Origin of the sequence: Streptomyces sp. NPDC021749 (assembly GCF_040640655.1) — a bacterium.
Classification (GTDB): domain Bacteria; phylum Actinomycetota; class Actinomycetes; order Streptomycetales; family Streptomycetaceae; genus Streptomyces.
On record NZ_JBFACE010000035.1, the window covers coordinates 1 to 21,459 of the forward strand.

Annotated in this window: 16 protein-coding genes and 2 pseudogenes; 9 read left to right on the plus strand and 9 right to left on the minus strand. The window is 69.7% G+C overall.

Annotation, left to right across the window (positions count from 1 at the left end; genetic code table 11):
* Nucleotides 1-186: 186 nt before the first annotated feature.
* Nucleotides 187-693, plus strand: coding sequence for a hypothetical protein (locus AB0G35_RS28135; protein WP_360955327.1), 507 nt, complete (start codon nt 187-189; stop codon nt 691-693).
* A 50-nt stretch (nt 694-743) separates the two neighbouring features.
* Nucleotides 744-897, plus strand: a pseudogene (locus AB0G35_RS28140) (IS630 family transposase); the annotation flags it as partial.
* 185 nt (nt 898-1,082) lie between these two features.
* Here the strand turns inward: AB0G35_RS28140 and AB0G35_RS28145 are convergent.
* Nucleotides 1,083-1,898: a class I SAM-dependent methyltransferase gene (locus tag AB0G35_RS28145; protein WP_360955462.1), complete on the minus strand. Its 816-nt coding sequence runs from the start codon at nt 1,896-1,898 to the stop codon at nt 1,083-1,085.
* A 140-nt stretch (nt 1,899-2,038) separates the two neighbouring features.
* Between AB0G35_RS28145 and AB0G35_RS28150 the strand changes: the two are divergent.
* Nucleotides 2,039-2,137 (plus strand): annotated as a pseudogene (locus AB0G35_RS28150) (AAA family ATPase); the annotation flags it as partial.
* 143 nt (nt 2,138-2,280) lie between these two features.
* Here AB0G35_RS28150 and AB0G35_RS28155 read toward each other — a convergent pair.
* The gene (locus AB0G35_RS28155) at nt 2,281-2,871 is read right to left on the minus strand and encodes an NAD(P)H-dependent oxidoreductase (protein WP_360955330.1); all 591 of its coding nucleotides are present in this window, start codon (nt 2,869-2,871) and stop codon (nt 2,281-2,283) included.
* Between the two features lie 879 nt (nt 2,872-3,750).
* On the opposite strand from AB0G35_RS28155, the gene AB0G35_RS28160 reads away from it, so the two are divergent.
* Together AB0G35_RS28160 and AB0G35_RS28165 are read left to right on the plus strand one after the other, a co-directional pair.
* Entirely contained in the window at nt 3,751-4,221 is a 471-nt protein-coding gene (locus AB0G35_RS28160) for a hypothetical protein (RefSeq protein ID WP_360955333.1), read from the plus strand.
* Nucleotides 4,222-4,524: 303 nt separating this feature from the next.
* Nucleotides 4,525-5,265 (plus strand): alpha/beta hydrolase, encoded by a 741-nt coding sequence (locus tag AB0G35_RS28165; RefSeq protein ID WP_360955335.1) that lies wholly within the window; start codon nt 4,525-4,527, stop codon nt 5,263-5,265.
* Between the two features lie 349 nt (nt 5,266-5,614).
* Here AB0G35_RS28165 and AB0G35_RS28170 read toward each other — a convergent pair whose 3' ends face one another.
* The 5 genes from AB0G35_RS28170 to AB0G35_RS28190 all read right to left on the minus strand — a co-directional run bounded on the left by AB0G35_RS28170 (nt 5,615) and on the right by AB0G35_RS28190 (nt 12,895).
* The gene (locus AB0G35_RS28170; RefSeq protein ID WP_360955337.1) at nt 5,615-6,043 is read right to left on the minus strand and encodes a DUF6086 family protein; all 429 of its coding nucleotides are present in this window, start codon (nt 6,041-6,043) and stop codon (nt 5,615-5,617) included.
* A 626-nt stretch (nt 6,044-6,669) separates the two neighbouring features.
* Nucleotides 6,670-8,568, minus strand: a complete 1,899-nt coding sequence (locus AB0G35_RS28175) for a glycosyltransferase family 39 protein (RefSeq protein ID WP_360955339.1) — start codon at nt 8,566-8,568, stop codon at nt 6,670-6,672.
* Nucleotides 8,569-8,731: 163 nt separating this feature from the next.
* A complete protein-coding gene (locus tag AB0G35_RS28180; protein WP_360955341.1) occupies nt 8,732-9,214 on the minus strand; it encodes a poly-gamma-glutamate biosynthesis protein PgsC/CapC in 483 nt (160 codons plus the stop codon).
* Nucleotides 9,211-10,548: a poly-gamma-glutamate synthase PgsB gene (gene pgsB, locus AB0G35_RS28185; protein WP_360955343.1), complete on the minus strand. Its 1,338-nt coding sequence runs from the start codon at nt 10,546-10,548 to the stop codon at nt 9,211-9,213. The genes AB0G35_RS28180 and pgsB overlap by 4 nt, the downstream gene beginning before the upstream one ends.
* 13 nt (nt 10,549-10,561) lie before the next feature.
* A complete protein-coding gene (locus AB0G35_RS28190) occupies nt 10,562-12,895 on the minus strand; it encodes a cache and HAMP domain-containing protein (RefSeq protein WP_360955345.1) in 2,334 nt (777 codons plus the stop codon).
* Nucleotides 12,896-13,878: 983 nt separating this feature from the next.
* On the opposite strand from AB0G35_RS28190, the gene AB0G35_RS28195 reads away from it, so the two are divergent.
* On the plus strand, nt 13,879-15,168 hold the full coding sequence (locus AB0G35_RS28195; RefSeq protein ID WP_360955346.1) for a hydrolase: 1,290 nt from the start codon (nt 13,879-13,881) through the stop codon (nt 15,166-15,168).
* Between the two features lie 117 nt (nt 15,169-15,285).
* Here AB0G35_RS28195 and AB0G35_RS28200 read toward each other — a convergent pair whose 3' ends face one another.
* A complete protein-coding gene (locus AB0G35_RS28200; protein ID WP_360955348.1) occupies nt 15,286-15,915 on the minus strand; it encodes an HD domain-containing protein in 630 nt (209 codons plus the stop codon).
* A gap of 245 nt (nt 15,916-16,160) precedes the next feature.
* Here AB0G35_RS28200 and AB0G35_RS28205 point away from each other — a divergent pair, with 245 nt between their 5' ends.
* From AB0G35_RS28205 to sufU, 3 genes are read left to right on the plus strand one after another with little or no spacing between them, the layout of a single operon-like run.
* Nucleotides 16,161-17,009, plus strand: coding sequence for a hypothetical protein (locus tag AB0G35_RS28205; RefSeq protein WP_360955350.1), 849 nt, complete (start codon nt 16,161-16,163; stop codon nt 17,007-17,009).
* On the plus strand, nt 17,006-18,322 hold the full coding sequence (locus AB0G35_RS28210; protein WP_360955352.1) for a cysteine desulfurase: 1,317 nt from the start codon (nt 17,006-17,008) through the stop codon (nt 18,320-18,322). The genes AB0G35_RS28205 and AB0G35_RS28210 overlap by 4 nt, the downstream gene beginning before the upstream one ends.
* Nucleotides 18,313-18,756 carry a Fe-S cluster assembly sulfur transfer protein SufU gene (gene sufU, locus AB0G35_RS28215; protein WP_360955354.1) on the plus strand — a complete coding sequence of 148 codons (444 nt, stop codon included), beginning with the start codon at nt 18,313-18,315 and terminating at the stop codon, nt 18,754-18,756. The genes AB0G35_RS28210 and sufU overlap by 10 nt, the downstream gene beginning before the upstream one ends.
* A gap of 261 nt (nt 18,757-19,017) precedes the next feature.
* On the opposite strand, the gene AB0G35_RS28220 is transcribed toward sufU, so the two are convergent.
* Entirely contained in the window at nt 19,018-21,417 is a 2,400-nt protein-coding gene (locus AB0G35_RS28220) for an Orn/Lys/Arg decarboxylase N-terminal domain-containing protein (RefSeq protein ID WP_360955356.1), read from the minus strand.
* Nucleotides 21,418-21,459 lie beyond the last annotated feature (42 nt).

Below are 21,459 nucleotides of genomic sequence, written 5' to 3' on the forward strand. Positions count from 1 at the left end.
CAGTTGTACTCGCGTCACATACGACGGTCTACCGGACCAGGCCGTGCCACGAAGGCACATCACACAGATTGATCACGACTCGATACGCGCCCTAGTGCCGCGTCAGGCAACGTTCGCCCTGTCAGTGGGGATGGTTATCCTCGGACCGATCAACTGTGGCGCACAGGCGGGAGGTTGCAGGCCCTGATGACCGTGTCGTTTCGTGACTCGATGCTGGAGCTGTTGTCGGCGCCAGGTCCGGATCCGGACCACGCGGAGGCGATGATGCTCTACGGCAGGCTGGTCGGAACGTGGAAGATCAGCAACCGGTACCGGTTTGGTGACGGTTCGTGGCGCACAGCAGTGGGCGAGTGGCGCTTCGGCTGGGCCCTGGGTGGGAGGGTGGTGCAGGATGTGCTCTTCTGCCCGGAGTTCCACGACCGGTACCCCGGCACCACCATCCGCATGTACGACGTCACGACCGGGCTGTGGCAGATTACGTGGATCTCACCGAAGCTTCCTTCGCACTTCTCCCAGGTCGGTCGGCCTGACGGCGCCGGTGGGATGATCCAGGAGGGCACCGACTCCCAGGGCAGGCGGTCGCGGTGGACGTTCACGGAGGTCACGCCGACCTCATTCCGCTGGCAAGGGTTCAGCGCCGCCCCTGATGGCGAGTTCGAGTTGTTTCAGGAGATGCACGCGACACGCCCATAGTGCGGCATCCGCCGCGCAGGTGGCGCGGTCTCGGCAGGCGGCAGGCTGCCCTGGCGGCACAACGAGCACGCGTCCGTGAGATCGATGACGACGAGGGGCAGCGCCTGCTGCGGATCGTCCGCAGCAGGCACCGGGACAGTGGTGACCTGGCGGCGAGCCCGGATGGTGCTGCTGTCCGCGCAGGGCATGCCCGTGGCAAAGATCCCGCCGGGGTGACGTTCACCAGTGCGGACCGCTCAACCTGCAGCCCCACCCCGGCCGGCACAAGGACCCCGACCGCGAGCCCAAGCCCCCAGGCCCCGACGGTGGGCGACCTACACCCGCCCGCGCGGCGTCCGGCAGCCAGGGCGAACGGTGCCTGACGCGGCACTAGGGAACCGGGAGGCGCTCTACCGGCGGACCGCCGAGATCAGCCCGCCGGGCCGCTCCTCGCGCTGCGGCGGGGTGCTGATCGGACGGCCGTAGGCGGCAGCGCGCTCGCGCAGGGTGTGGCTGTCGGCCTCCCAACCGTGCCCGGCCAGCCAGCCCACCGGGTCGTCGGGCATCTCCGAGACCCACATGGACGCCGCCGATCCCTGCGCGGCGTCCGCGCCGAAGCGCTCGATCACGCCGCGCGAGCCCAACGTCAGCCCCATCCGACTGCCTGCTGCCGACTGCGCGCTGATCCGGGACAGCAGGAGCTCCACCGCGTCCTCGGGCAGATAGATCAGCAGTCCTTCGGCGATCCACACGGTCGGCACCGCCGGGTCGTGCCCTGCGGCGGCCAGCGCGGCTGGCCAGTCGTCACGCAGATCCACGGCGACGGTGATCCGCTCGCAGCGTGCGACGGCCCGCTCCTGGCGCAGCACCGAAGCCTTGAAGTCCAGTGGCGCGGCGGTGTCGACCTCGAACAGCCGGGTGCCCTCGGGCCAGTCGATCCGGAAGGCCCGGCTGTCCATGCCGGCGCCGAGCAGCACGACCTGCCGGACTCCGGACGCGGAGGCCTGCTGCAACAGGTCGTCGAGGAACTTCGTCCTGATGACGATGGAGTACGACACGGCCAGCCGGCGGCGTCGCGCGGCCTCGTCATCGGGCAGCGGCGGCGAGGAGGGCCACAGGCCGCCGGCGGTGGCGAAGGCCCGTGCCAGTGGGTCGCGGAACAGCGCGTTCTCCCGCTCGGTCTCCAGCGCCCGCACCCTGGCCACCCCCACCGCCGTGGCCCACACTCCCGACGGCTGCACCCGCTCCTGCTCACCAGTCACTGCGCCAGCGTAGAGGATCGACCCCAAGGGCCTGATGAAGGCAGCCAGTTCATGTGCGGCCAGCCGGTCATGCGCGCACTGACCGCCTACGACCACGAAACCCACGAAGCTCGAAGAGGCGGATCAAGGCAGCCGGCCCCCGGGAGAAGTCGCTGCGGACCTTCGACTGCGACGCCAACCCCGACATCGACCCGGCCACCATGACCGGCGGTTGGCCGCGGTGGCCGGGGCGGGGTTCGGCTGCGCATGCTTGTGCTGTGAGCAGATGGCCGGTGGGACCGTTGGCTCTGCGGGCTGTGATGCGCATGCGCATGCCGAGTGTTCTTCCTGGGGCGTTTCCTCGTTGCTACGCGCTGTGGTGGGCGACCTGGGGAGTGGTGCGGAGCGGGGCGAGTGCCTGTGCCCAGGCCAGCAGCTCGTCGATGAGCTGGTGTACTTGGGTTGTGTGCAGTTCCCGGGGGCGGAAGTCGGTGACATTGACGAAGTCCTCGCGCAGCGACAGCGCTATCTGGGGCCCGATGTCGGCCATGCGCAGCACGCCTGCCTGTGCGCGTAGCTTCTGCACCGCCATGACCGCGCCGAAGATGCCGTAACCGACGTAGGCGACCGGCTTGCCGCCCCACTCCTTGTGGAGGTAGTCGATGGCGTTGGTCAGGGCGGCGGGCGGGGCGGTGTTGTACTCGGGGGTGACGATGATGAAGGCGTCGTAGGAGCCGATGCGCTCGGCCCATCGCCGGGTGTGCGGATGGCGGCCCGGTGCCTTGGCCGCCGGGGTGGCTTCATCGAGCAGCGGCAGGGCGTAGTCGGACAGGTCGACGAGTTCGAAGCCCGCGGTGCTGCCTGCGTGGTCGGCTGCCAGGTTCCGTACCCAGTGGGCCACCTGGTCGCCGTTGCGGCCGGGGCGGGTGCTGCCGATGATGATGCCGATCCTGATCATGTCCGATCCTTTTTTGGTTCTGGTTCTGGTTGTGGTGTGGAGGGGCGGCGTGTGCGAGGTCGGGACGCCTTTGAGTCACGGCGAGCGAAGTGGTCCCCCCCCCGTCACCCGTGGTTGCGTTCGGTGGTGTGCCTTCGAGCCGTCGAGACGTCGAGCCGTCGAGCGTTGGCAATCGCATCCGGCTGGGACTGGCGGCCGCCGCCGCCTCACCGACACCGCATCCAAGGCGCCTTCCACCAGGCTGTCGCCGCCACCCGCGCCAGCCGGTCCGGCTCGGCCGTACTCGTGGCCGTGACCGCTCGGCCGTACTCGTGGCCGTCACCAGGTGGCCACGGCCGCGAGCTGAGACACCAGCCGCCGCCCCTGAACCCGGCTCCCCCTGCCACGCACCCGGCATGACCATCACCCCCAGACGTGAGCGTCTCTTCCTCACTACCTCAGACAAGACAGCCCGGCCACCTGTGACATGGGAAGCCGCGTCGGCATCGCACGGTGGCGTCCCAGTCGCCGGAAGGCACGTCGACGCGGCGTGGCACCCGGCCGCACGTCGAGTCGAACTAACCTCATTTGCACACCAGTTGACCGAGGTGAAGGGGCGTGTCGGCAGTGGACAGCATGAGGCGGCCGAACCGGGCCTTCTCCCTGTGCATTACGCCCGGCATCGCCGGACCGGGCCGTTGCCGACTGATGTGGTCGCGGCCCGCCTTCCTCGGCAGAGCCGCCGCGCTCCTGAAGCTACGCCGACCCACCGAACAACACGAGGCACCCACGGAAAACGAGCGCCGCAGGCGCAACCCCGCCGTCGATGGCCGCCGCACGTCCCTCGCTGTCCGCCGACCTCACCACCGAAACCGACTACCCCAGAGGATCCACCACCTGATGTCCATATGGCCTTCGATCGTTGCCGTACTCGGTACCCTCGCCGGTGCGCTGACCGCCGGACTCCTCCAGCACCGTTCGGCGCGTACCGCACGCGCCGAGGAGCGCGCCGACAGCCACCGCCGGGACCAGCTCGGCGCCGTCACCGACTTCGCGGCCGCCCTGGACGCGCACCGCTCGGCGATGTTCCATCGGGAGCGTCTGGCCCTGACCGAGGCGGGCACCGAGCACCAGCTTGAGGCCCAGACGAGGTCCCACGACACCCGGGCGGCAATCACCGCGCCCCACATCCGCCTTCAGGTCCTGGTCCCCGAGCTGGCCGGCCCCGCCCAGCAGGCCGCGGATGCCACGTACGCGCTGCGCAAGGCCATCGACCGGACCGAGCTGGATGCCCGGCGACATGCGGCCAAGGAAGCGTCCGTCGCCTTCATCGCCGCGGCCGCCACGCTGCTGAGTCCCAACAACCGCTGACTGCAGGACAGAAACGACAGCGCCAGTGCACCCCGCCGCCGCGGAGCCGCCACTCGGAAAGTGGCGACGCCACCCCAAGTGGCTCTGCGTAGTGCGCGTGGTATCCGGCCTCGGAGGCTCCGCGAAAACCCTTTGGCAGACGAGGGGCGGCCAAGGCTACATTTCCGGAGGCCGTGCGAGAGATCGAGGAGGTGGTATCCGTGAACGCACTATCGACATGGGTGCTCCCCTCCGGGGTCACGGTCGGACGATAAACAGGTCGTCCGGGAGCGCCATTTCAGTGCACTCCCGAAAGGCACGACCATGCATGTCACTTCCGAGCAGCGCCTCGACGACGGCGTCCGCGAACGCGAATTCACCCTCGGCGAGATCCCCGGCATCCTGTGGACACCCGCGTCGGCATCCGCATCCGCACCGGTGCCGCTGGTCCTTCTGGGCCCCCCTCCCCTCGGGCTGCGCAAGATGTACCCCCGGCTGGTGGCCCGGGCCCGGCACGCCGCGGCGGAGGGCTTCGCCACGGCCACCATCGAGCTCCCGGGAAGCGGCGACCGGCCCCGTTGGCCCGCCGCCGAGCAGGCCCGCGCCGATCTGCGCCGGGCGATGGAGGCCGGCGAGCCGGTCAGCGACGAGATCGTCGACGCCCTCGTCCTCCCTCTGGTCGAAAAGGCGGTCCCGGAATGGCAAACCGCCCTGGACGCCCTCCTTTCACTGCCCGACATCGGCGGCCCGGTCGGCTACTCGGGGGGCGTGGTCTCCACCGGCATCCGGCTTGCGGTGGTCGAGCCGCGCATCGTGGCCGCCGTTCTCTTCGCCGGGAGTTTCGTGCCTCGCGCCATATTCGAAGAGGCCCGGCAGGTCACTATTCCCCTGCACGTCCTGCTGCAGTGGGACGACGAAGGGAACGACCGGCAGGCGGCCCTGGACCTGTTCGACGCCTTCGGTTCCACGGAGAAAACCCTGCATGCCAACATGGGCGGGCACACCGGCGTCCCGCAGTTCGCGGGAGACGCCGCGGCCCAGTTCTTCACCCGACATCTGAAGTGAGGCCGGGCCGTCAGGCCGGCAGCAGACGGTAGCTGATGTCGGCCGGCATGCCGCTCATCGAGGACAGGTCCCGGCCCTCCACAGCTCTCCACACCGCGGGGCCCCTGCTGGACTCGGCAGGGGACCCGTGCTGCCTGAACGTGACGCCGTAGCCGGCCTCGCCCTGCCTGGAACTCCGGCGTCGTCGAAGGACACGTCAACCGGATCAAGATGCTCAAGCGCCAGATGTTCGGCCGAGCCGGTTTCGATCTCCTCCGCAAGCGTGTCCTGCTCTGCACAAGAGTGTCCTGCTCTGCACAGGGGACATCGCCTTCTGGTGGGTTCAGGCGTTTCGCGGGACAGACCAGGCTCAGGCCGCCATGAAGCGGCCCAGCTCGCGTGACTTGTACTGAAGGGCGGCTGCCCAAGCCTCCTCAGAGGAAACCGGGGCCGCTGGCACCTGAACATCCTTGAGGCCGCCCTCCACGGCGTAGCCTGCTGGCTGCCAGTTCACCTCGATGCCTGCCCTCTCCGCCAAGACCAGCACCGTGGCGACGAAGCCCTCGGACAAGGCAGCCATGACGGCGTGACTCGTTTCCCGGTGCCATGCGAGGAGGGCGTCGACGAACTCTTTGAACACGAGAGGGTCGATGTGACACTCGTCAGCCTGCATGGGGCCGATGCCGGACGGCAGACCCAGTTCGGCTTGGTAGACGCTCACTTGGCCCAGGAACAGCCGGGAAGCACCGTTGGACGGGTTCCACAGGGTCTGGTCACCCATGTCGTAGTACTGACTCAATGCAGCCCCTCCCTGCTGGTCATATCGGCCAGCATCGCGAGCACATGACATTACGGCCAGTCAGCCCTCCACGGAAAGTGAGCCAGAACCCGCTCTCACGTCGAACTCGCCGACATCACTGAGCTGTTGGCCAGCCCCGTTGGCAGTCAGCTGGCGCTGGCAGCGCAGGGAGTTCGCAAAGGAGACGTCCTTGTCGCCCCTGGCGTGAAAGAGGTGCACTGGGGCGTCGGGCCGCCAGTCACACGTGGTGTCCATCACCTCCAGTTTGCGTCGCAGATCCCCCCGTGGGGTGGCGCACCCTCTGAAGGAATTCTTAGGTGAACAGTTGCTTCGAGGTCTTGGGCAGTGCGGCCGCGCCAGGGACCTGCCGGAACCGGTCTGGGTCCAGTGGCGGGCGCCGTCTGGTGCTCGCCAAGACGTACGGTCGGCCCCGGCGCGATCAGGCCCAGCTGTCCGCTCCGCACTCCCAGTTGTCCTCTCCGTCCTCCCAACTGTCCCCTCCGCACTCCCAGCTGCCCTCTCCGCACTCCCAAGGCCCCTCCCCTTCATCCGCCGACCGGTTGCGGGCGGAGGGGGGAGCAGGGCGATGTCGGCCTTGCGGTTCTCCAGCGGCAGGCTCCAGGGCTTCAGTCGGCTGGTCGCGCGCAGTCGTAGAGGGTGAAGCTTCCGTCCGACGTTCGGCCGTAGGTGTGGGGGGAGAGGGGGGTGCAATGCGTCTTCACCCAGGCAGATGCCGGTGTGGACGGGCGGCGTGTGGTCAGGAGGGCGTAGCGCAGTTGGTGGGTGGAGACCAGTCCACTGAGCCTTCGTGCGGTCGGATAGGGGGTCAGGCCGGTGAAGCCACCCATGACGAGTACGGGTTGGGAGGTGGCGCGCAGCAGGGGCTCGGCACCGTAGGCGGCTTGGGTGGCGAGCAGGTACTTCTCCCCGGAACGGTGCGCGGAAAGGTAGTGCAGCAGCGCGGCGTCCCGCGCGGACGGGGTGCTCAGGGGATATCGCCGGAACGTGGGCCGATGGTGAGGACGGTCGCGGTAGTCGGGTCCGACCGGTCCGGCCTGCGGCGACAGCGGTGAGCCGGCGTACCGCGGGTCCAGGCAGGAGGTGGCCCAGACCGCCGGGGCGAGCAGTACGGACGCCAGGGAGGCTGCCAGGGCACTGTGCACCACCCGTGGCCTTGTGCCTGGTCCGCAGGTCCACAGGCCGACGGTCCCGCACAGTCCGAGCATCAGCACCATCGGCAGCAGCCAGGGCGCGAAATCGTTGTGCGGGCCTTCGATTGGCAGGGCCCAGAGCGCCGTGAGCCCGGTGGCGAGGGGCAGCGCCGCTCGACGTCGGCCACCGGCGCGGTATTCGGTCCAGAAGAGGGCGACTCCGCCACCGCTCAGCGCGGCGAGGGCCGGGGCCAGTATGGCGGTGTAGTAGCCGTGGTTGCCGTTGGAGTTGCTGAAGACCACGACATGCACCACCAGCCAGCCGCCCCAGAGCAGGAACCCCGTCCGCGGCCCGTCGGTGCGCGGCTGTCCGGCACGCCACCACACGCCCAGCGCCAAGGCCAGTACGGCGAGCGGCAGGAGCCAGGCGATCTGCGGGCCCACGCTCTCGTTGACCAGCATGGTCCAACCGGTGTTGTCGGTGGTGCGGCTGGCTGCGGTGCCCGCGACGGCGCCCAGCGCGTTGGGGTCGTGACCGAAGCGGCTCAGCCCGTTGTAGCCGAAGACCAGGGTGAAGGGGTTGTTGTTGGTGGTCCCGTCGATGTAGGGACGGTTCGGTGCGGGGGTGGCCCACACCAGCAGCAGCCAGGAACAGGAGACGAGCAGTGCGGTGGCGCCGGCGAGCAGCAGCCGCCGGGCCCGGTTCCACCGGGAGCCGGGCGCTGCCATCTGGTACACCGCGGCGAAGACCGGCAGGACGAGCCATGCCTGGAGCATCTTGGCCTGGAAGGCCAGTCCCACCCATGTCCCGCAGGCGATCAGCGGCAGCAGCTTCCCGCTGGTGACGGCCTTCTGCAGCGATCCCGCTGCGAGGACGAGCAGCAGGACGAGCAGGGTGTCGGGGATGGTGTGCCGGTCGAGTGCGACGGTGACCGGGGTGAGCGTGAGGACCAGCGCGGCGAGCAGCCCTGCCCAGGGGCCGGCCCAGGCACGGACGATCCTGTGCAGCACCCAGACGGCCAGTACGCCCTCCAGTACCTGCGGCATCACCAGTGCCCAGTTGTACGGTCCGAAGAGCTTGACGGAGAGGGCCTGTGGCCACAGCGCACCCGGGATCTTGTCCACGGTGACCGAGCCGCTCGGGTCGAGCCCTCCGAAGACGAAGGCGTGCCAGTTCGCCGCCATCGACCGCACGGCCGCGCTGTAGTACGGGTGGACCGCGGCGCGGTCGATGCCCCAGGCGTAGAGCACCGCGGCGGTGGCCAGGATGAGCAGGAGGGCAGCCAACTCCCGTCCTGCGACGGCGGTTTGAGGGGCCCGGGTGGTGCGCCGGCGGCGTCCGGCGGGGTCCCGGGTGAGGGCGGTGGGGGCCATGGCGGGGCCTCTCAGGGGATGTCGGGCTGGGGCGCGGGAGCGTTCGTCGGCCTCACGGGCGGCGGTCCCTGGGCAACCGGCCGGCGGTGTGGGGTGGGGACGGTGCGCATGAGGACCTCCTCCATGTGTGACGGGCCCGGCGGACGCGGGCGGTACGGCGGGCTCAGCCGACGGGCAGCGCTCCCAGCAGCAACCCGGCAACGAGCACCACATACGTGCCGAGGGTCACCGCGGTCGTGGAGATCACGGTGGCGGCCAGCGGTTGGCGGACCAGTTGGTACACGATGAGGCCGGGCACGATGAAGCCCAGGGTCTGGGCGGTGTAGAGGAGCGGGAACTCGTGCTGGAGGGCGAGCACCACCGTGGTCTGGAGCAGTACCGCGGACAGCACCACGGCGGCGAACAGCCGCTTCCCGTAAAGGATCACATGGCGTTGGAGGAGTTTGGTCGCGACGAAGGTGAGTGCGGTGATGCCGATGACCATTGCGGCCCGGACCACATCGGTGACGAGGGTCAGGGCCAGCCAGCCGGGGGTGATCATGCCGCCGGGAGAGAGGTTGGTGGTCAGATAGCAGACCAGTGAGAAGACCAGTCCGAGGGCTATCCCCAGCGCGATGGTCTGCGGAGTGACGTTGACGGGGATCACAGGGGGTTCCTTGTCGGCTGGTACAGGTCGTCGGCGGGGGCAGAGCCGGGGCTCGGGTGATGCGGGCGGGGCATGCGGCGGTTGAGCGAGGCGACCCAGCTGTAGGGCTGCGGCTCGGGCGGGGGCGCGACCGGAAGCGGCTGGTCGGTGTCGTCAGCGGGCAGCTTGCCGAGGTGCTCCAGGAACAGTTCGCCCTGGCCGTGGATGTTGCCGACGGCCACCAGCGAGGATTCCGGGGCGAGTTCGGCGAGGATGGCGCGGGTCAGCTCCGGTGCGTCGCGCCGGTCGCCGCCCAGGTCCACCACCCGCCCCGACGTCCAGCCCGGCGGGATGCCGTCGCGGGCGCTCTTGGTCGGATGCCCGATGAGCAGGACCGTCTCCGGGTCCAGATCGGGGATGATCGCTCCCATCTGCCCATTGCGTTCGATCCGGTCCGGCCGGCAGTTGATGACCACGTTCAGCGGGCGGTGGATCGCACCGAGTTGCTCCAGCTGGCGGACGTTCATCAGGGTCGACTCGGGGTCGTTGGCGGCGAAGACGTTGGCGAAGCGCAGCCGTTTGCCGTCCGGTGTGCGATAGCGCTCGACGGACAGCACGCCGGGGTCCGGCGGCGCGCTCCACATGCCGCGCAGTGCGGTGGCCCGGTCCACACCGAGCAGTTCGGCCACCGTCAGGGCGATGGCGACGTTCTCCTTGAACGTGAACCAACTGAACCCGCGCAGTTCCTCATCCGTGACCGACTCCGGGTCCACCGCAATGAGGCGGCATCTCCGTTTGTCGGCCTCCTCCTTGAGAATGTGCAGCCGCTCCTGCTCGGCGGTGACACAGACCCCTCCGACCGGCATCGACCGGGACAGTGAGCGGGCCACATCGTCCAGCGTCGGCCCCATTTCGGCGAGATGATCCTCGCGTACGTTGCACAGCACGCCGATGGTGGAACGGATCAGCTTCTCCTGGTTGATCTCCTGAAGTGCCGGCATCACCGCCATGCACTCGATCACCAGCGCGTCCGGCCGGTAAGCCGCCGCACGCCGGACGATGCCGATCTGCTCGACGACGTTGGCGATGCCCAACTTGCGGTACACCGGTTCCTCGGTGGCATCGGGGTGAATGAACCGGGCAGCGGTGCCCGTGGTCTTGGCCACGGTGATCAGACCGCCGCCGCGCAGCGCCCCCGCGCACAGCCGGGTGATCGAGCTCTTGCCGCGGATGCCGTTGACCAGCACCCGAGTGGGGATCTGCGCCAGCGCGGCGTAGTGGCGTCGCTGCTCCAGCACCCCGGCGACCAGCAGCACGGCACAGCTCAACAACAGCACAACGTAGAGGAAAAGCACGTCAGTTGGTCCTTCACTGCTGCGGCGGGCCGCCGCTCTGGAACGGTGGGGCAGGGACAGAGGCCGCATATGCGCTTCCGCCGCCGCGGTCCCGGTCCACCAGCGCCTGCCGGAGCAGTTCCAGGCTGCGCGTGACCGAGCCGCACTCATCGTGGTGGACGGGGTAGAGCACGGTGCGGCGGTCACCGCCGGCCAGTCGCTCCGCGCATCGGGCGACGGCGCGCAGCGGCCTGACCACCACGATGTGCAGCCAGCCCAGGCAGGCGACGCCCACGGACAGGGCGAGCAGACCGGCCAGCATGGTGCGCGCTTGCAGCTGATACGCCGCCAGTTTGAGCGCGGCGGCCGGCTCGGCGGAGACCACGCGCCAGCCGAGCCCGGCGACCGGCCCCTTCTGCGCCAGCGGTGCCGCGGCCGCGACCGACGGCCCCCCGCCCGGGGTCGTCCCGGCGTGCAGTACGCCTGATACCGGGCTGCCCGCGCTGCCGGGGCCCGCCTCGGTCCTGCCCACCAGACGGGTGAGGCTCCGGTGGGGAAGCGCCTGGAAGGCTTGGAAGCCGACACTCGCCGCGAGCACCCTGTGGTGCTCGTCGGTCAGCCACACACTGCCGAGCCCCTGCCGGGCGACCAGGGAGTTCAGCGCGTTCACGCCGATCTCGGCGACGACGACGGCCGGGGCGCCGTCCTTGGTGCCGCCGGCCTTCCGGGCCGCCGGGACCCGGGCGTAGGCGGCGATCGCGGGGATCGTGCCCGTCGTGTTGACCTGGGTGATTCCGTCGCCGGCCGGCGGATGGACGAGGGTGCGCAGGGGCTGCTTGCCCACCCGGAGCACGATGGCTCCGGTGCGGTCCAGCACGTACAGCGACCGGAACGTGGGGTGGTCGGCGTGTTCCCGCCGCAGCACCTCCCTCACCCGCTCACGTGGCGCACCGGTGAGGGCTGACGCCGCCGCCGCGAGGTCGGTGCAGCTCCGGCCGAGGGACCGCTGCACCCGGTCGGCGGCGGCCTCGGTGCGTGCCTGCTGGTCGGCGACGGCGGCTGCGGGCACGGCCTTGGCTGCCGGTACGCGGTTGAGCAGGAACAGCAGCGGCATCCCCCACGCAGCGATCAGGAGTGCGCAGGCGAGGACCAGGGCCCGGACACCGGGGCGCCGCCGCTCCGGCCGCACGGGCTGCGGGCCCGTCTCGCCGAGCAGTTGGCGGCGTATCGACTCCAGCGCCCGGCCGACCCTGTTGGGCTCGCCGAACGCGGCGACCGGTACCGGACGCGCCAACTCACTTCCCCGTGTGGGCAGTTCGCCGACCGCCCTGGCCAGCCGGGCAGCGGACAGATGCAGCCGCAGCAGCGCACGCTGCATGCCGTGCCACAGCACCAGGGTGACCAGCACGGCGATCAGGACCAGTGCACCCGCGGCCGCGACCGCGAACCAGGTATGGTCGGCTCCCTGCTTGGCCGGGGGCACCTCCCTGTGCGTGAGGACGGTCAGCCCCAGGCCGGAGGTGTCGCCCGTGCCGTCCGCCGCGGCGGCGACCGATGCCCACCCGGTGACCCTGCGCAGCCCGTGGTGACCGCCACCGAGCACGCTGCCCGAGACGTCGCCGGCGTGGAGGCCGGCGTCCACGGCGTCCGCTGCGGCGGCCGGCGGAGCGGGGTGGTCGGTACGGGGCGTCGGCGCTGTTCCGGTGGCGGCGGTGGCGGTGGCAAGCACCTTTCCGTCCCGGTCCACCAGTTGTCCGGTGCGCCCGGCTCCGTATACCGCCGGCGCAGCGAGCTTTTCCGAAACGACGAGGAGGAGTTCGGTTTCCTCGTCGCCCTGATCACCTCTCAGGTCACCTGCCTGGTCGTTGTTCTCGTCCTGCGTGGCGTGCGGAGCGGGGACGGTCACCCGGGCGAAGAGCAACAGCCGCGGTTGGCCACTGCCCGAAAGAACCAGTCGAGGCGGGATTTTCGCGGTACCGGGCCGCAGCAGCGCCGTCACCTCCACCCCGGTCAGCGGCACCGCTTCGCCGCCGGCCGCCAGCCGTCTGCCGGTGCGCGGGTCGAGCAGCACACCGCCACCCGCAGCGTGCCCGGCCGGCAGAAGGGACCGCAGTAGTGCCGCGGGAGGTCTGCTGCCGGCGGTGGCGCCCGACGCCGCAGCGTGGCGCACGGCCGTGGCTCTTGCGGCGATGGAGGTCCCGACCGAGTCGGCGGCGTCCTCGGCGATCTGCCGTTCCGCGTCGCGTAGGGCCTGCGGGACATCCTGTTCGTGAACGGTACCGAGACCGAGTGCGGTGAACGCGGCGACTGCCAGCAAGGCGCAGAGCAGTGCGGCGATCGGTGGGCGGACGCCTCCGAGCAGGGGCATGTCGGCGCGGCGTCGGGTGCGGTGCGGGCGGGGCGCGCGGGCAACAGCGTGCAGAACAGCGTCCTCTCGGCATGTGGGGATGGCCGTGCGGCAACTCGCCCAGTAGGAATACGTGGTGCACGGGATAATCACAAGTCTTTCGTGCTGGGCCCTTGTATACCGGCTCACAGGAACAGCACTCAACTCACCGCGGGAAAACGTAGCTTATCCCTCTCCGGTCGCGTCCCGGCCTTGCAAAATTCCCAACTGCCCCGTCCGATCCGGTGATTGCCGCCATGTTTTCGTTCTGCATTCGCCGCGTCACACACAGTTGCCCATCCGTTGAACGGCCACCCCCAAGCGCCTCCTCCCCGGGGAATCCGCGAACTCGCGGCAGGCGATTGACAAGGCTCCACGATCACGAACTGCCGCGTAACAAAAACGCTGTGTGAAAACGGGAGCAACGCCCCGGGAATTGCACATCCGATGGCCGCCCTCCGACGATGGCGTGAATCCGTCCTCCCTCCAGAAGCCTTCTGACCGGGCACGACGCCCGAGGAGTCACCGCACCGAGGCGGCGGAACGGCCGCTCACGCCGGCCCTCCGCCGGCTCGCGCCTTTGCTGCTGCGACGGGTCGGCGAGGGTGCCGAGTTGCCGGCCACCGCCCCCTTCCACCGGCCCCACCAGGGCTTTTCTCCCGGCACATGGCTCGTATCGACTTTCGGCACCGCTCACCTCAGGACATACCCCACGAGCCCGAGAGACCGTTACCTGCGTGGACGCTTCCGAGGAAAAAGCCGGCCGCAGAGGCCCGGCAAACGGACGGGTCACGGAGCCGCACCATGCATTTCCGGTCGTGTCAGCAGCGGGGTTTCACCTATCACCGTTGGCATAACTCGCCGCCCCATCAGAGAGGTTGGCACGGCCATGGCAAACTGCCCTATACGATGATCGCCAGCCGATCGCTGGCCACATGGCGATCACCACCATGGAGGGGGCTGCCATGAAACACGCACGAAGGCGCCAGAGCCGGTTGCGCACCCGGATCGTCGGCACCACAGGACTCCTGACCCTCGCCCTGGGCGCCGGGGTCGCGCCGGCCACCGCCGCGGAGAAGACCACCAGCGCGCCCAGGACCACCGCACCGGCTTTGGATACGGCGGCGCCCTCGGACACCGCAGCGACCCCGACCCCGGCTCCTGCTCCGGGTCAGCTGACTCTCCCCGCGCCGACCGGACGTCATCGCGTCGGAGTGGTCGACCTGCACTTGCGGGACGCCAAACGCGCGGATCCATGGGTGCCCGGAAGCCAGGCACGTGAGCTGATGGTCTCGGTGTGGTACCCGGCCACGGACACCGATCGCCATCCCGCCGCCCCCTGGCTGCCGCCCGCCGCCGCCGCGCACTACCTGGCCCGCTCGCAGGTGCCCCCGGGCGCGGTGACCCTGCCCGTCACTGCCGGGCACATCGGCGCACCGGTGGACCGCGGGGCCGGCAGATTGCCGGTGCTGCTGTACTCGACCGGGCTCCACTCACCCCGTGCGATGGGCACCGCTCTCGCTCAGGACCTGGCCAGTCGCGGCTACTTGGTCGTCACCATCGACCACACCCACGATGCCAGCGAGGTGGAGTTCCCCGGCGGGCGGCTTGAGGTGAACACCATGCCGCCGGGTTCCCACTCGTCCGACACGATCGCCGTCCGGGCGGCGGACACCCACTTCGTCATCAACCAGCTGGAGTCGATCGCCCGCGGCCACAATCCGGACGTGGACCACAAGCCGCTCCCCCGCGGGCTCTCCAAGGCCGTGGACATGAACCACATCGGGATGTTCGGCGCCTCCCTCGGCGGAGGAGCGGTGCCGGCGGCCATGCATGCGGACTCCAGGATCGACGCCGGCGCGAACCTGGACGGCCAGTTCTTCGGACCGTCGACCACCAAGCCGCTCAACCGCCCCTTCCTGCTGTTCAGTTCACAGAACCACAACCGCAACACGGACCGGAGCTGGGCGAAGTTCTGGGACCATCTGCACGGAGAGCGGCTCGACCTGAAACTGCTCGGCGCCGCGCACAATTCCTTCGTTGACAACCAGGTCCTCCTCCCCCAGGCAGCGGGCGCCTTCCATCTGACCCCGGAACAAGTGGCACAGATCGTCGGCACGATCGACCCCAACCGCTCCATCGCGGTCCAACGGACCTACCTCGCGGCCTTCTTCGACAAGCATCTGCGCCACCGGCACAGCGGCCTGCTCGACGGTCCCTCGCGCCATTTCCCGGAGATCGCCTTCGTACGCTGAGCGTCGTCCGGTGCGTCCAGGGGCGGAGCCCGGAGATGGCGTGGCGGGCCACGGCAAAGCGCCCGGCTGCAATGCGCCGGGCGCTGCGGTCTTGTTCGGGGGTCGTGGTGTCGGCGCTCAGGAGGCGGCGGCGGGTCCGGACGCCGGCGTGAGCAGGCCCTTGGCGACCGCCGCGTCCCTGACCTCCTCGTACAGCGCGATGAGGGTCTGGCTCACCTCAAGGCGGGGAAGCTGGAGGCGGTCGAGTGCCCCGGTGTCCGCGCCGACGTCGTGCCACCCCTGGCCCGTGAGGTAGCGCATCAGCGCGGGATTGAGCCGGTCCACGCCCCGCACCAGACGGGCCTCGGGCGTGACCCCCGCCTCATGCTCACGCCACAGCGCCAGGAACTCCGCCCCCAGCTCGTCGGGCAGCGCCCCGTACCGGCGCTGGGCGACCTCTTCCTCGATGCGGGCCTTGTCCTCCCTGTGCTGCGCGCTGTGCTGAGTGCGCCACGCCGAGGGATCGCCCGCCTCGATCTCCACGAGGTCGTGCATCAGACACATCTTGAGCATCTTCTCCAGATCCAGCGCGTGCCCGTACTCCCGCTCGAACTCACGGTGCAGGACCCAGCAGACCAGCGCCAGGTGCCACGAGTGCTCGGCCACGCTCTCCTTGCGCTCCGGGGTGGCGTGGTTGTGCCGTTCCACTTCCCGGAGCCGGGCAGAGAAGCCGATGAAGTCGAAAAGTCGGCGGAGGTCCTCGCTCATGCCGTTTACCGTCCTTGCCCCTTTGCTTACCTGCAACGTGCACATGTTCCCCTGCCGTCCGCCCGTCAAGCTCAACTACCGGCCACCGCACAACGGACAGATGTGGCAGGTCAGTTGGTCGCCCGGAAGCTCGGAGTGCGTCACTGCGGGCCGCCAAAGCTGGCCGAAAAGGATGATCACGGCCACGGCCACTCGGGAAAAAATGATCTCTGGTAAGCACCACACGAACGAGGAAGGGCTTTCCCATGGCAAAGTTCTACGGCGCGGCGGAACTTGACGGCGTCCTGGCGGGCTTCCGGTCGCGTGGCCCGGCCACTCTGCGGGAGTGTCTGGAGCCCGGCACACTGTGGCAGCCGGTCTTACAGGTCACGGTCATGGCCAACACGGACGACGGTCCCCGTGTCCTGACCGGCACTCGTCGCGCGGACACCAACCCGACGCACCCGAACGTGATCAGTACGCCCACGAGCATGCTGCCACTGAGCTTCGCACGATGTTATGCCGAGAGCATCGCGGACTCCGCCGTGGAGACCGCACCGATCCACTTCACCGAGCTGCGCGCGGACGACCTGCGCACCATGGCCCGTTTCCCTGAGACAGCCGTACGGAACCCGGTACCCGACCCGTCCTCCGAACTGTCCTACGTGGTGGGTGACCTGCTCGCCCGCAAGCTCGGCGGGGGCAGCGCCATGGAATCCGCTTCCCGGGTAAAGCCCCTGGGCACCTGCCGGTTCTCGATGATCGGAGCCGGCTTCAGCTATGTCGCGGACCGTCCCACGACCGACCCGGAGTCCCCCGAACCACTCTACGAGCCGCTGCTGATGTTCGGCGCGGTGCTGGAACTCACCGACCACACCGTCATCCCCGAGCACACCGACTCCTACAAGGACCTGTGCTGGACCGCGCCCGCCGACTACGCCGAAGGCGTCCGCACCAAGCGCATCGAAAGCTTCAACCCGAAGTTCCTGAACATCGCGGACGAGGCGGACAGCGACAGCGTCACCGTGTGCGCCCGCGGTCTGTGCCTGCAGACCACCAACAAGGTGATAGCCGGCCTGGCCTCCGCCGGCTCCGCAGAGAGCGCCGCGGTATGACCACCCTCATCGGGCCTGGTCCGGCCCCGGATTCGGTTCTGGACCCGGAGCGGATCCGCTCCGACTTCCCGATCCTGCACCGCAAGATCGGCCCGGAACGGCCGCTGGTCTATCTCGACTCCGGTGCGACGGCCCAGCGGCCTGTTCACGTCCTCGACGCCGAGCAGTCGTTCATCCGCACTTCCCATGCGGCCGCCCACCGGGGAGCGCACCAGCTCTCGGAGGAGGCCACGGTGGCCTACGAGCAGGCGCGCAGCCGGACCGCGGCCTTCGTCGGCGCCGACGAAGGGGAGGTGGTGTTCACGAAGAGCGCCACGGAAGGCATCAACCTCGTCGCTTACGCGATGAGCAACGCCGCGACCGCCGCCGCTGCCGGAGCGGAGCGCTTCCGCATCGGTCCCGGGGACACCATCGTGGTGACCGAGATGGAGCACCACGCCAACCTGGTGCCCTGGCAGGAGTTGTGCCGCCGCACGGGGGCCACACTGCGCTGGTTCGGCCTCACCGACGACGGCAGGCTCGACCTGTCGGGTCTGGACGAGCTCATCACGCCGCGCACCCGGCTGGTGGCCTTCACGCACCAGTCCAACGTGCTCGGCACGGTCAACCCGGTGCACCGCATCGCCGCCAGGGCCGCCGAGGTCGGAGCACTCACCCTGCTGGACGCCTGCCAGTCCGTACCGCACACCGCGGTCGACTTCCGCGGCTTCGGCGTGGACTTCGCGGTCTTCAGCGGACACAAGATGCTCGGCCCCACCGGCGTCGGTGTCCTCTACGGGCGGCGCGAACTGCTGGAGGCCATGCCGCCCTTCCTCACCGGCGGCTCGATGATCGAATTCGTCGAGATGGCGGAGTCCACCTACGCCCCGCCGCCCCAGCGGTTCGAACCGGGCGTCCCAGCGGCCTCCCAGGCCGTCGGCCTGGCGGCTGCCGTGGACTACCTGTCCTCGGTCGGGATGGACCGTGTCGCCGCCCACGAGCGCCTGCTGACCCGCACGGCGCTCACCGTCCTGGGCGGAATCGACGGAGTGCGCCTCCTCGGTCCCGCAACCACGGAGGACCGCGGCGGCACCGTGTCCTTCGTGGTCGACGGGGTGCATCCCCACGACGTGGGCCAGGTCCTGGACACGCGAGGCGTCGCGGTCCGGGTCGGGCACCACTGCGCCTGGCCGCTGCACCGCCGGCTGGGAGTACCGGCCAGCGTGCGGGCCAGCTTCTACCTCTACAACCGTCCGGAGGAGATCGAGGTGCTGGCGGAGGGAATCGAGGAGGCCCGGAGGATCTTCGCGACGGGGAGGACGATATGCAGCTGACCGCCGAACACCAGGCGATCATCCTCGCCCACTACCGGTCCCCGCACAACGTGGGGCTCCGGGAGCCGTACGACGCCGAGGCCCGCCACTTCAACCCGATGTGCGGGGACGACATCACCCTGCGGGTCAGGCTGACGGGAGACGACGACCGTGACGCCGCCGTCGTCGAGGACCTCTCGTACGAGGTGCAGGGCTGCTCGGTCAGCCAGGCTGCGGTGTCAATCATGACCGACCTCGCCATCGGCCGCTCGGTGCGCGAAGTGGACGAGCTGCACACGGAGTTCGCTTCGCTGCTGCGGCAGCCGCTGCCGGAATCCGACCCCTGGCCTGCCCGGCTGGCCGAAGCCGCGGCGTTCCGCGACGTCTCGAAGCACCCGGCACGCGTCAAGTGCGCGCTGCTGGGCTGGGTTGCACTGCGGAAGGCATTGTCCTAGCCAGCGCACCACGGTGCCCATGGTGACGCATGAGGTCACCATGGGCACCGCCGTCGGCCGGACGCGGCGACGACACAGGCGACCGACCGGTACGGGACCGCCCGCGCGAGCGCGCTGTCGCCTGGGCGGCCGGTCGCCCCCTCCGTGACCTGCGCATCGGTCGTGGCCCGGCTCAACGTGCTGGGGGCGATCGCTGCCAAGTGACATCCTGGCCGCTCCCCCGTCCGGCGGGGGGGGCCGGGCCTATCTGGTGCCTTGCGCTCAGTCTGTGGGCAGTTGGGGGCTGAGCGGCTGCGGCGTCGGTGTCGTGTGGTGCTCTTCGGCGGTGCGGCCGGTTTGCTGGGCGGGGATCTGGCGTACGCATTCGATGAGGTGGTCGCCGGTGTCCGGAGCGACGGTGACGCCGTGGGTCTCGCTGTGGAAGCCGGGGAACCGCCGGTCGAAGGACTCCAGGGCGGTCAGGTACCGCAGCAGCGGGCCGTCGGGGGCGCCGGTGTTTTCACCGGGCATGAGGACGGGGATGCCCGGCGGGGTGACGGTGACCATGGCGGCGGCCACCCGGTCGGCCGCGTCGGTCAGCCGTACCCGCTCGGTGCCGCCGCGGATGAGGCGCTGGTAGCAGTGCTGGGGCGGGGTAACGGGCTCGGGCAGGTCCTGAAAGGCGGTGTCGAGCAGCTCGACCAGGCGGGCGTCGCGCAGGTGGTCGTGCATCTGCTGGCACAGTTCGCGCAGGGTCTGGCCGGTGTAGCGGTGGGGGTGGGCGGCGACCAGCTCGGGCAGTACCTGCTCCAGGGGTGTGTCGTGGTCGTAGAGCGCTTTGAAGTCCATGAGCGCGTCCATCAGGGTTCCCCACTTGCCCTTGGTGATCCCCATGGAGAAGAGGATGAGCGTGGTGTAGCTGTCGGTCTTCTCCACCACGATGTCCCTGGTGGCCAGGTAGGCGGTGAGGATGCGGGCGGGGATGCCCCAGGGGGACATCTGTCCGGTGGCGTCGATGCCTGGGCAGGTGAGGGTGACCTTGATGGGATCGAGCAGGCAATAGCCCTTGGTCAGTCCGGTGAAGCCGTGCCAGTCGGCGTCGGGCTCCAGCTGCCAGCAGGACGGTTCGGTGCGTAGCAGCTCGGGCGGTGCGTCGGCGAAGGGCAGACGCTCGCCGGTGGCCGGGTCGGTCACGGTCTCGGGTTGCCAGACACCGAAGAACCAGTCGGGCCGGTCGTCGTCGTCGGCGGCGATGCGCCGGCCGACGCGTACGACCGTCTGACGGAAGCGGATGGCTTCGGTCACCGCTTCGTCGATGAGGCAGCGGCCCTGGGGGCCGTCCATCATCGCGGTGGCCACGTCGAGGGAGGCGATCATCGGATACAGCGGTGAGGTGGTGCCGTGCATCATGAACGCCTCGTTGAACCGGTCGTGCTCCACCGGCGCCCGGGGAGCGGATTTGATGTGCACCATGGCGCTCTGTGACAGGGCGGCCAGCAGCTTGTGGGTGGACTGGGTGGAGAAGACGGTGGGGCGTTCGGGGCCGGGGAACGTTTCGGGGCCCACCGCCATGCCGTAGCGGCCGGCGTAAAGGGGGTGGAAGCGGGCGTAGGCGAACCAGGCTTCGTCGAAGTGGAGCCGAGGGGTACTGGGTGCCAGGGCCTGGGCGACCTGGAGGGTGTCGTAACACAGGCCGTCGTAGGTGGAGTTGGTCAGCACCGCGTACTGGGCCTTCGGCGAGACGGCGCCCCGGGCCAGGGGGTTGCGGCTGGTCCGGGAGGCGACCGACGGCGCCTGAATCTCGGCGGGCGGCAGGGGACCTGCCAGACCGTAGCCGTTGCGGGTGGGGACCAGGTAGACCGGCCGGGCTCCGGAGAGGACCAGGCCGTGCAGCACCGACTTGTGGCAGTTGCGGTCCACCAGTGCGATCTCGTCCTGGGTGACGCTGAAGTGACCGACCATCCGGTCGCAGGTGGAGTCGCCGTGGAGTACGAAGTAGGTGCGGTCGGCACCGAAGACGCGGGCGGCGTTGCGCTCGGCGGCACCGACCGGGCCGGTGTGTTCGAAGAGGGAACCGAGTTCCCCGACGGAGATCGACAGGTCGCTGCGCAGCAGCCGTTCTCCGAAGTAGTCGTGGAAGGCCCGGCCGACGGGGGACTTGAGGAAGGCGACACCGCCGGAGTGGGCAGGGGTGTGCCAGGAGTACTCGTGCGCGTGGTCGAAGCGGCGCAGTGCCTTGAAGAACGGTGGCAGCAGGTCGTGCTGGTAGCCGCGGGCGGCGCTGGCGATGCGTCCGGCGATGAAGGGCGCGGTGTCCTCCAGCGGCCAGATGTAGCCGATCACCGTTTCGGCCACCCACAAGGGCAGGTGTTCCAGGCCTTCGCCGTCCGTGACCAGGAAGACGGGCAGATTCTGGAAGCGCCGGCCGACCTGGCGCAGTACCTCGGCACCGCCTGTTTCGCCGCCTTCTCCGGCGGCCTGGGGAAGGTCCCAGTCGATCACGGCGGCAGCCGTGCCTGCCTCGGTCCGCAGCACTGCCTGGGCGTCGTCGGCCGTGGTGGCCCAGCGCACGTCAAGGCCTCGGGCCTCCAACTCGTCGCGGATTCTGCGCAGTTGCTCGGCGGCGACGCCTTGACCCTGTGGGAACTCGTGTACCGCGAACAGAACCGTCCCGTCGCTCATAGTGGCCCCTCTGCTGTGCGCGTCTCGGCGCATGGACTGCTC

What these genes read in the sequence shown, in the direction of transcription:
- AB0G35_RS28205 (WP_360955350.1), top strand. Translation starts at nt 16,161, where the DNA reads ATGGCAAAGTTCTACGGCGCGGCGGAACTTGACGGCGTCCTGGCGGGC.
- AB0G35_RS28155 (WP_360955330.1), bottom strand. Translation starts at nt 2,871, where the DNA reads ATGATCAGGATCGGCATCATCATCGGCAGCACCCGCCCCGGCCGCAAC.
- AB0G35_RS28200 (WP_360955348.1), bottom strand. Translation starts at nt 15,915, where the DNA reads ATGAGCGAGGACCTCCGCCGACTTTTCGACTTCATCGGCTTCTCTGCC.
- AB0G35_RS28220 (WP_360955356.1), bottom strand. Translation starts at nt 21,417, where the DNA reads ATGAGCGACGGGACGGTTCTGTTCGCGGTACACGAGTTCCCACAGGGT.
- AB0G35_RS28175 (WP_360955339.1), bottom strand. Translation starts at nt 8,568, where the DNA reads ATGGCCCCCACCGCCCTCACCCGGGACCCCGCCGGACGCCGCCGGCGC.
- sufU (WP_360955354.1), top strand. Translation starts at nt 18,313, where the DNA reads ATGCAGCTGACCGCCGAACACCAGGCGATCATCCTCGCCCACTACCGG.
- AB0G35_RS28135 (WP_360955327.1), top strand. Translation starts at nt 187, where the DNA reads ATGACCGTGTCGTTTCGTGACTCGATGCTGGAGCTGTTGTCGGCGCCA.
- AB0G35_RS28190 (WP_360955345.1), bottom strand. Translation starts at nt 12,895, where the DNA reads ATGCCCCTGCTCGGAGGCGTCCGCCCACCGATCGCCGCACTGCTCTGC.
- AB0G35_RS28210 (WP_360955352.1), top strand. Translation starts at nt 17,006, where the DNA reads ATGACCACCCTCATCGGGCCTGGTCCGGCCCCGGATTCGGTTCTGGAC.
- AB0G35_RS28195 (WP_360955346.1), top strand. Translation starts at nt 13,879, where the DNA reads ATGAAACACGCACGAAGGCGCCAGAGCCGGTTGCGCACCCGGATCGTC.
- AB0G35_RS28160 (WP_360955333.1), top strand. Translation starts at nt 3,751, where the DNA reads ATGTCCATATGGCCTTCGATCGTTGCCGTACTCGGTACCCTCGCCGGT.
- AB0G35_RS28165 (WP_360955335.1), top strand. Translation starts at nt 4,525, where the DNA reads ATGCATGTCACTTCCGAGCAGCGCCTCGACGACGGCGTCCGCGAACGC.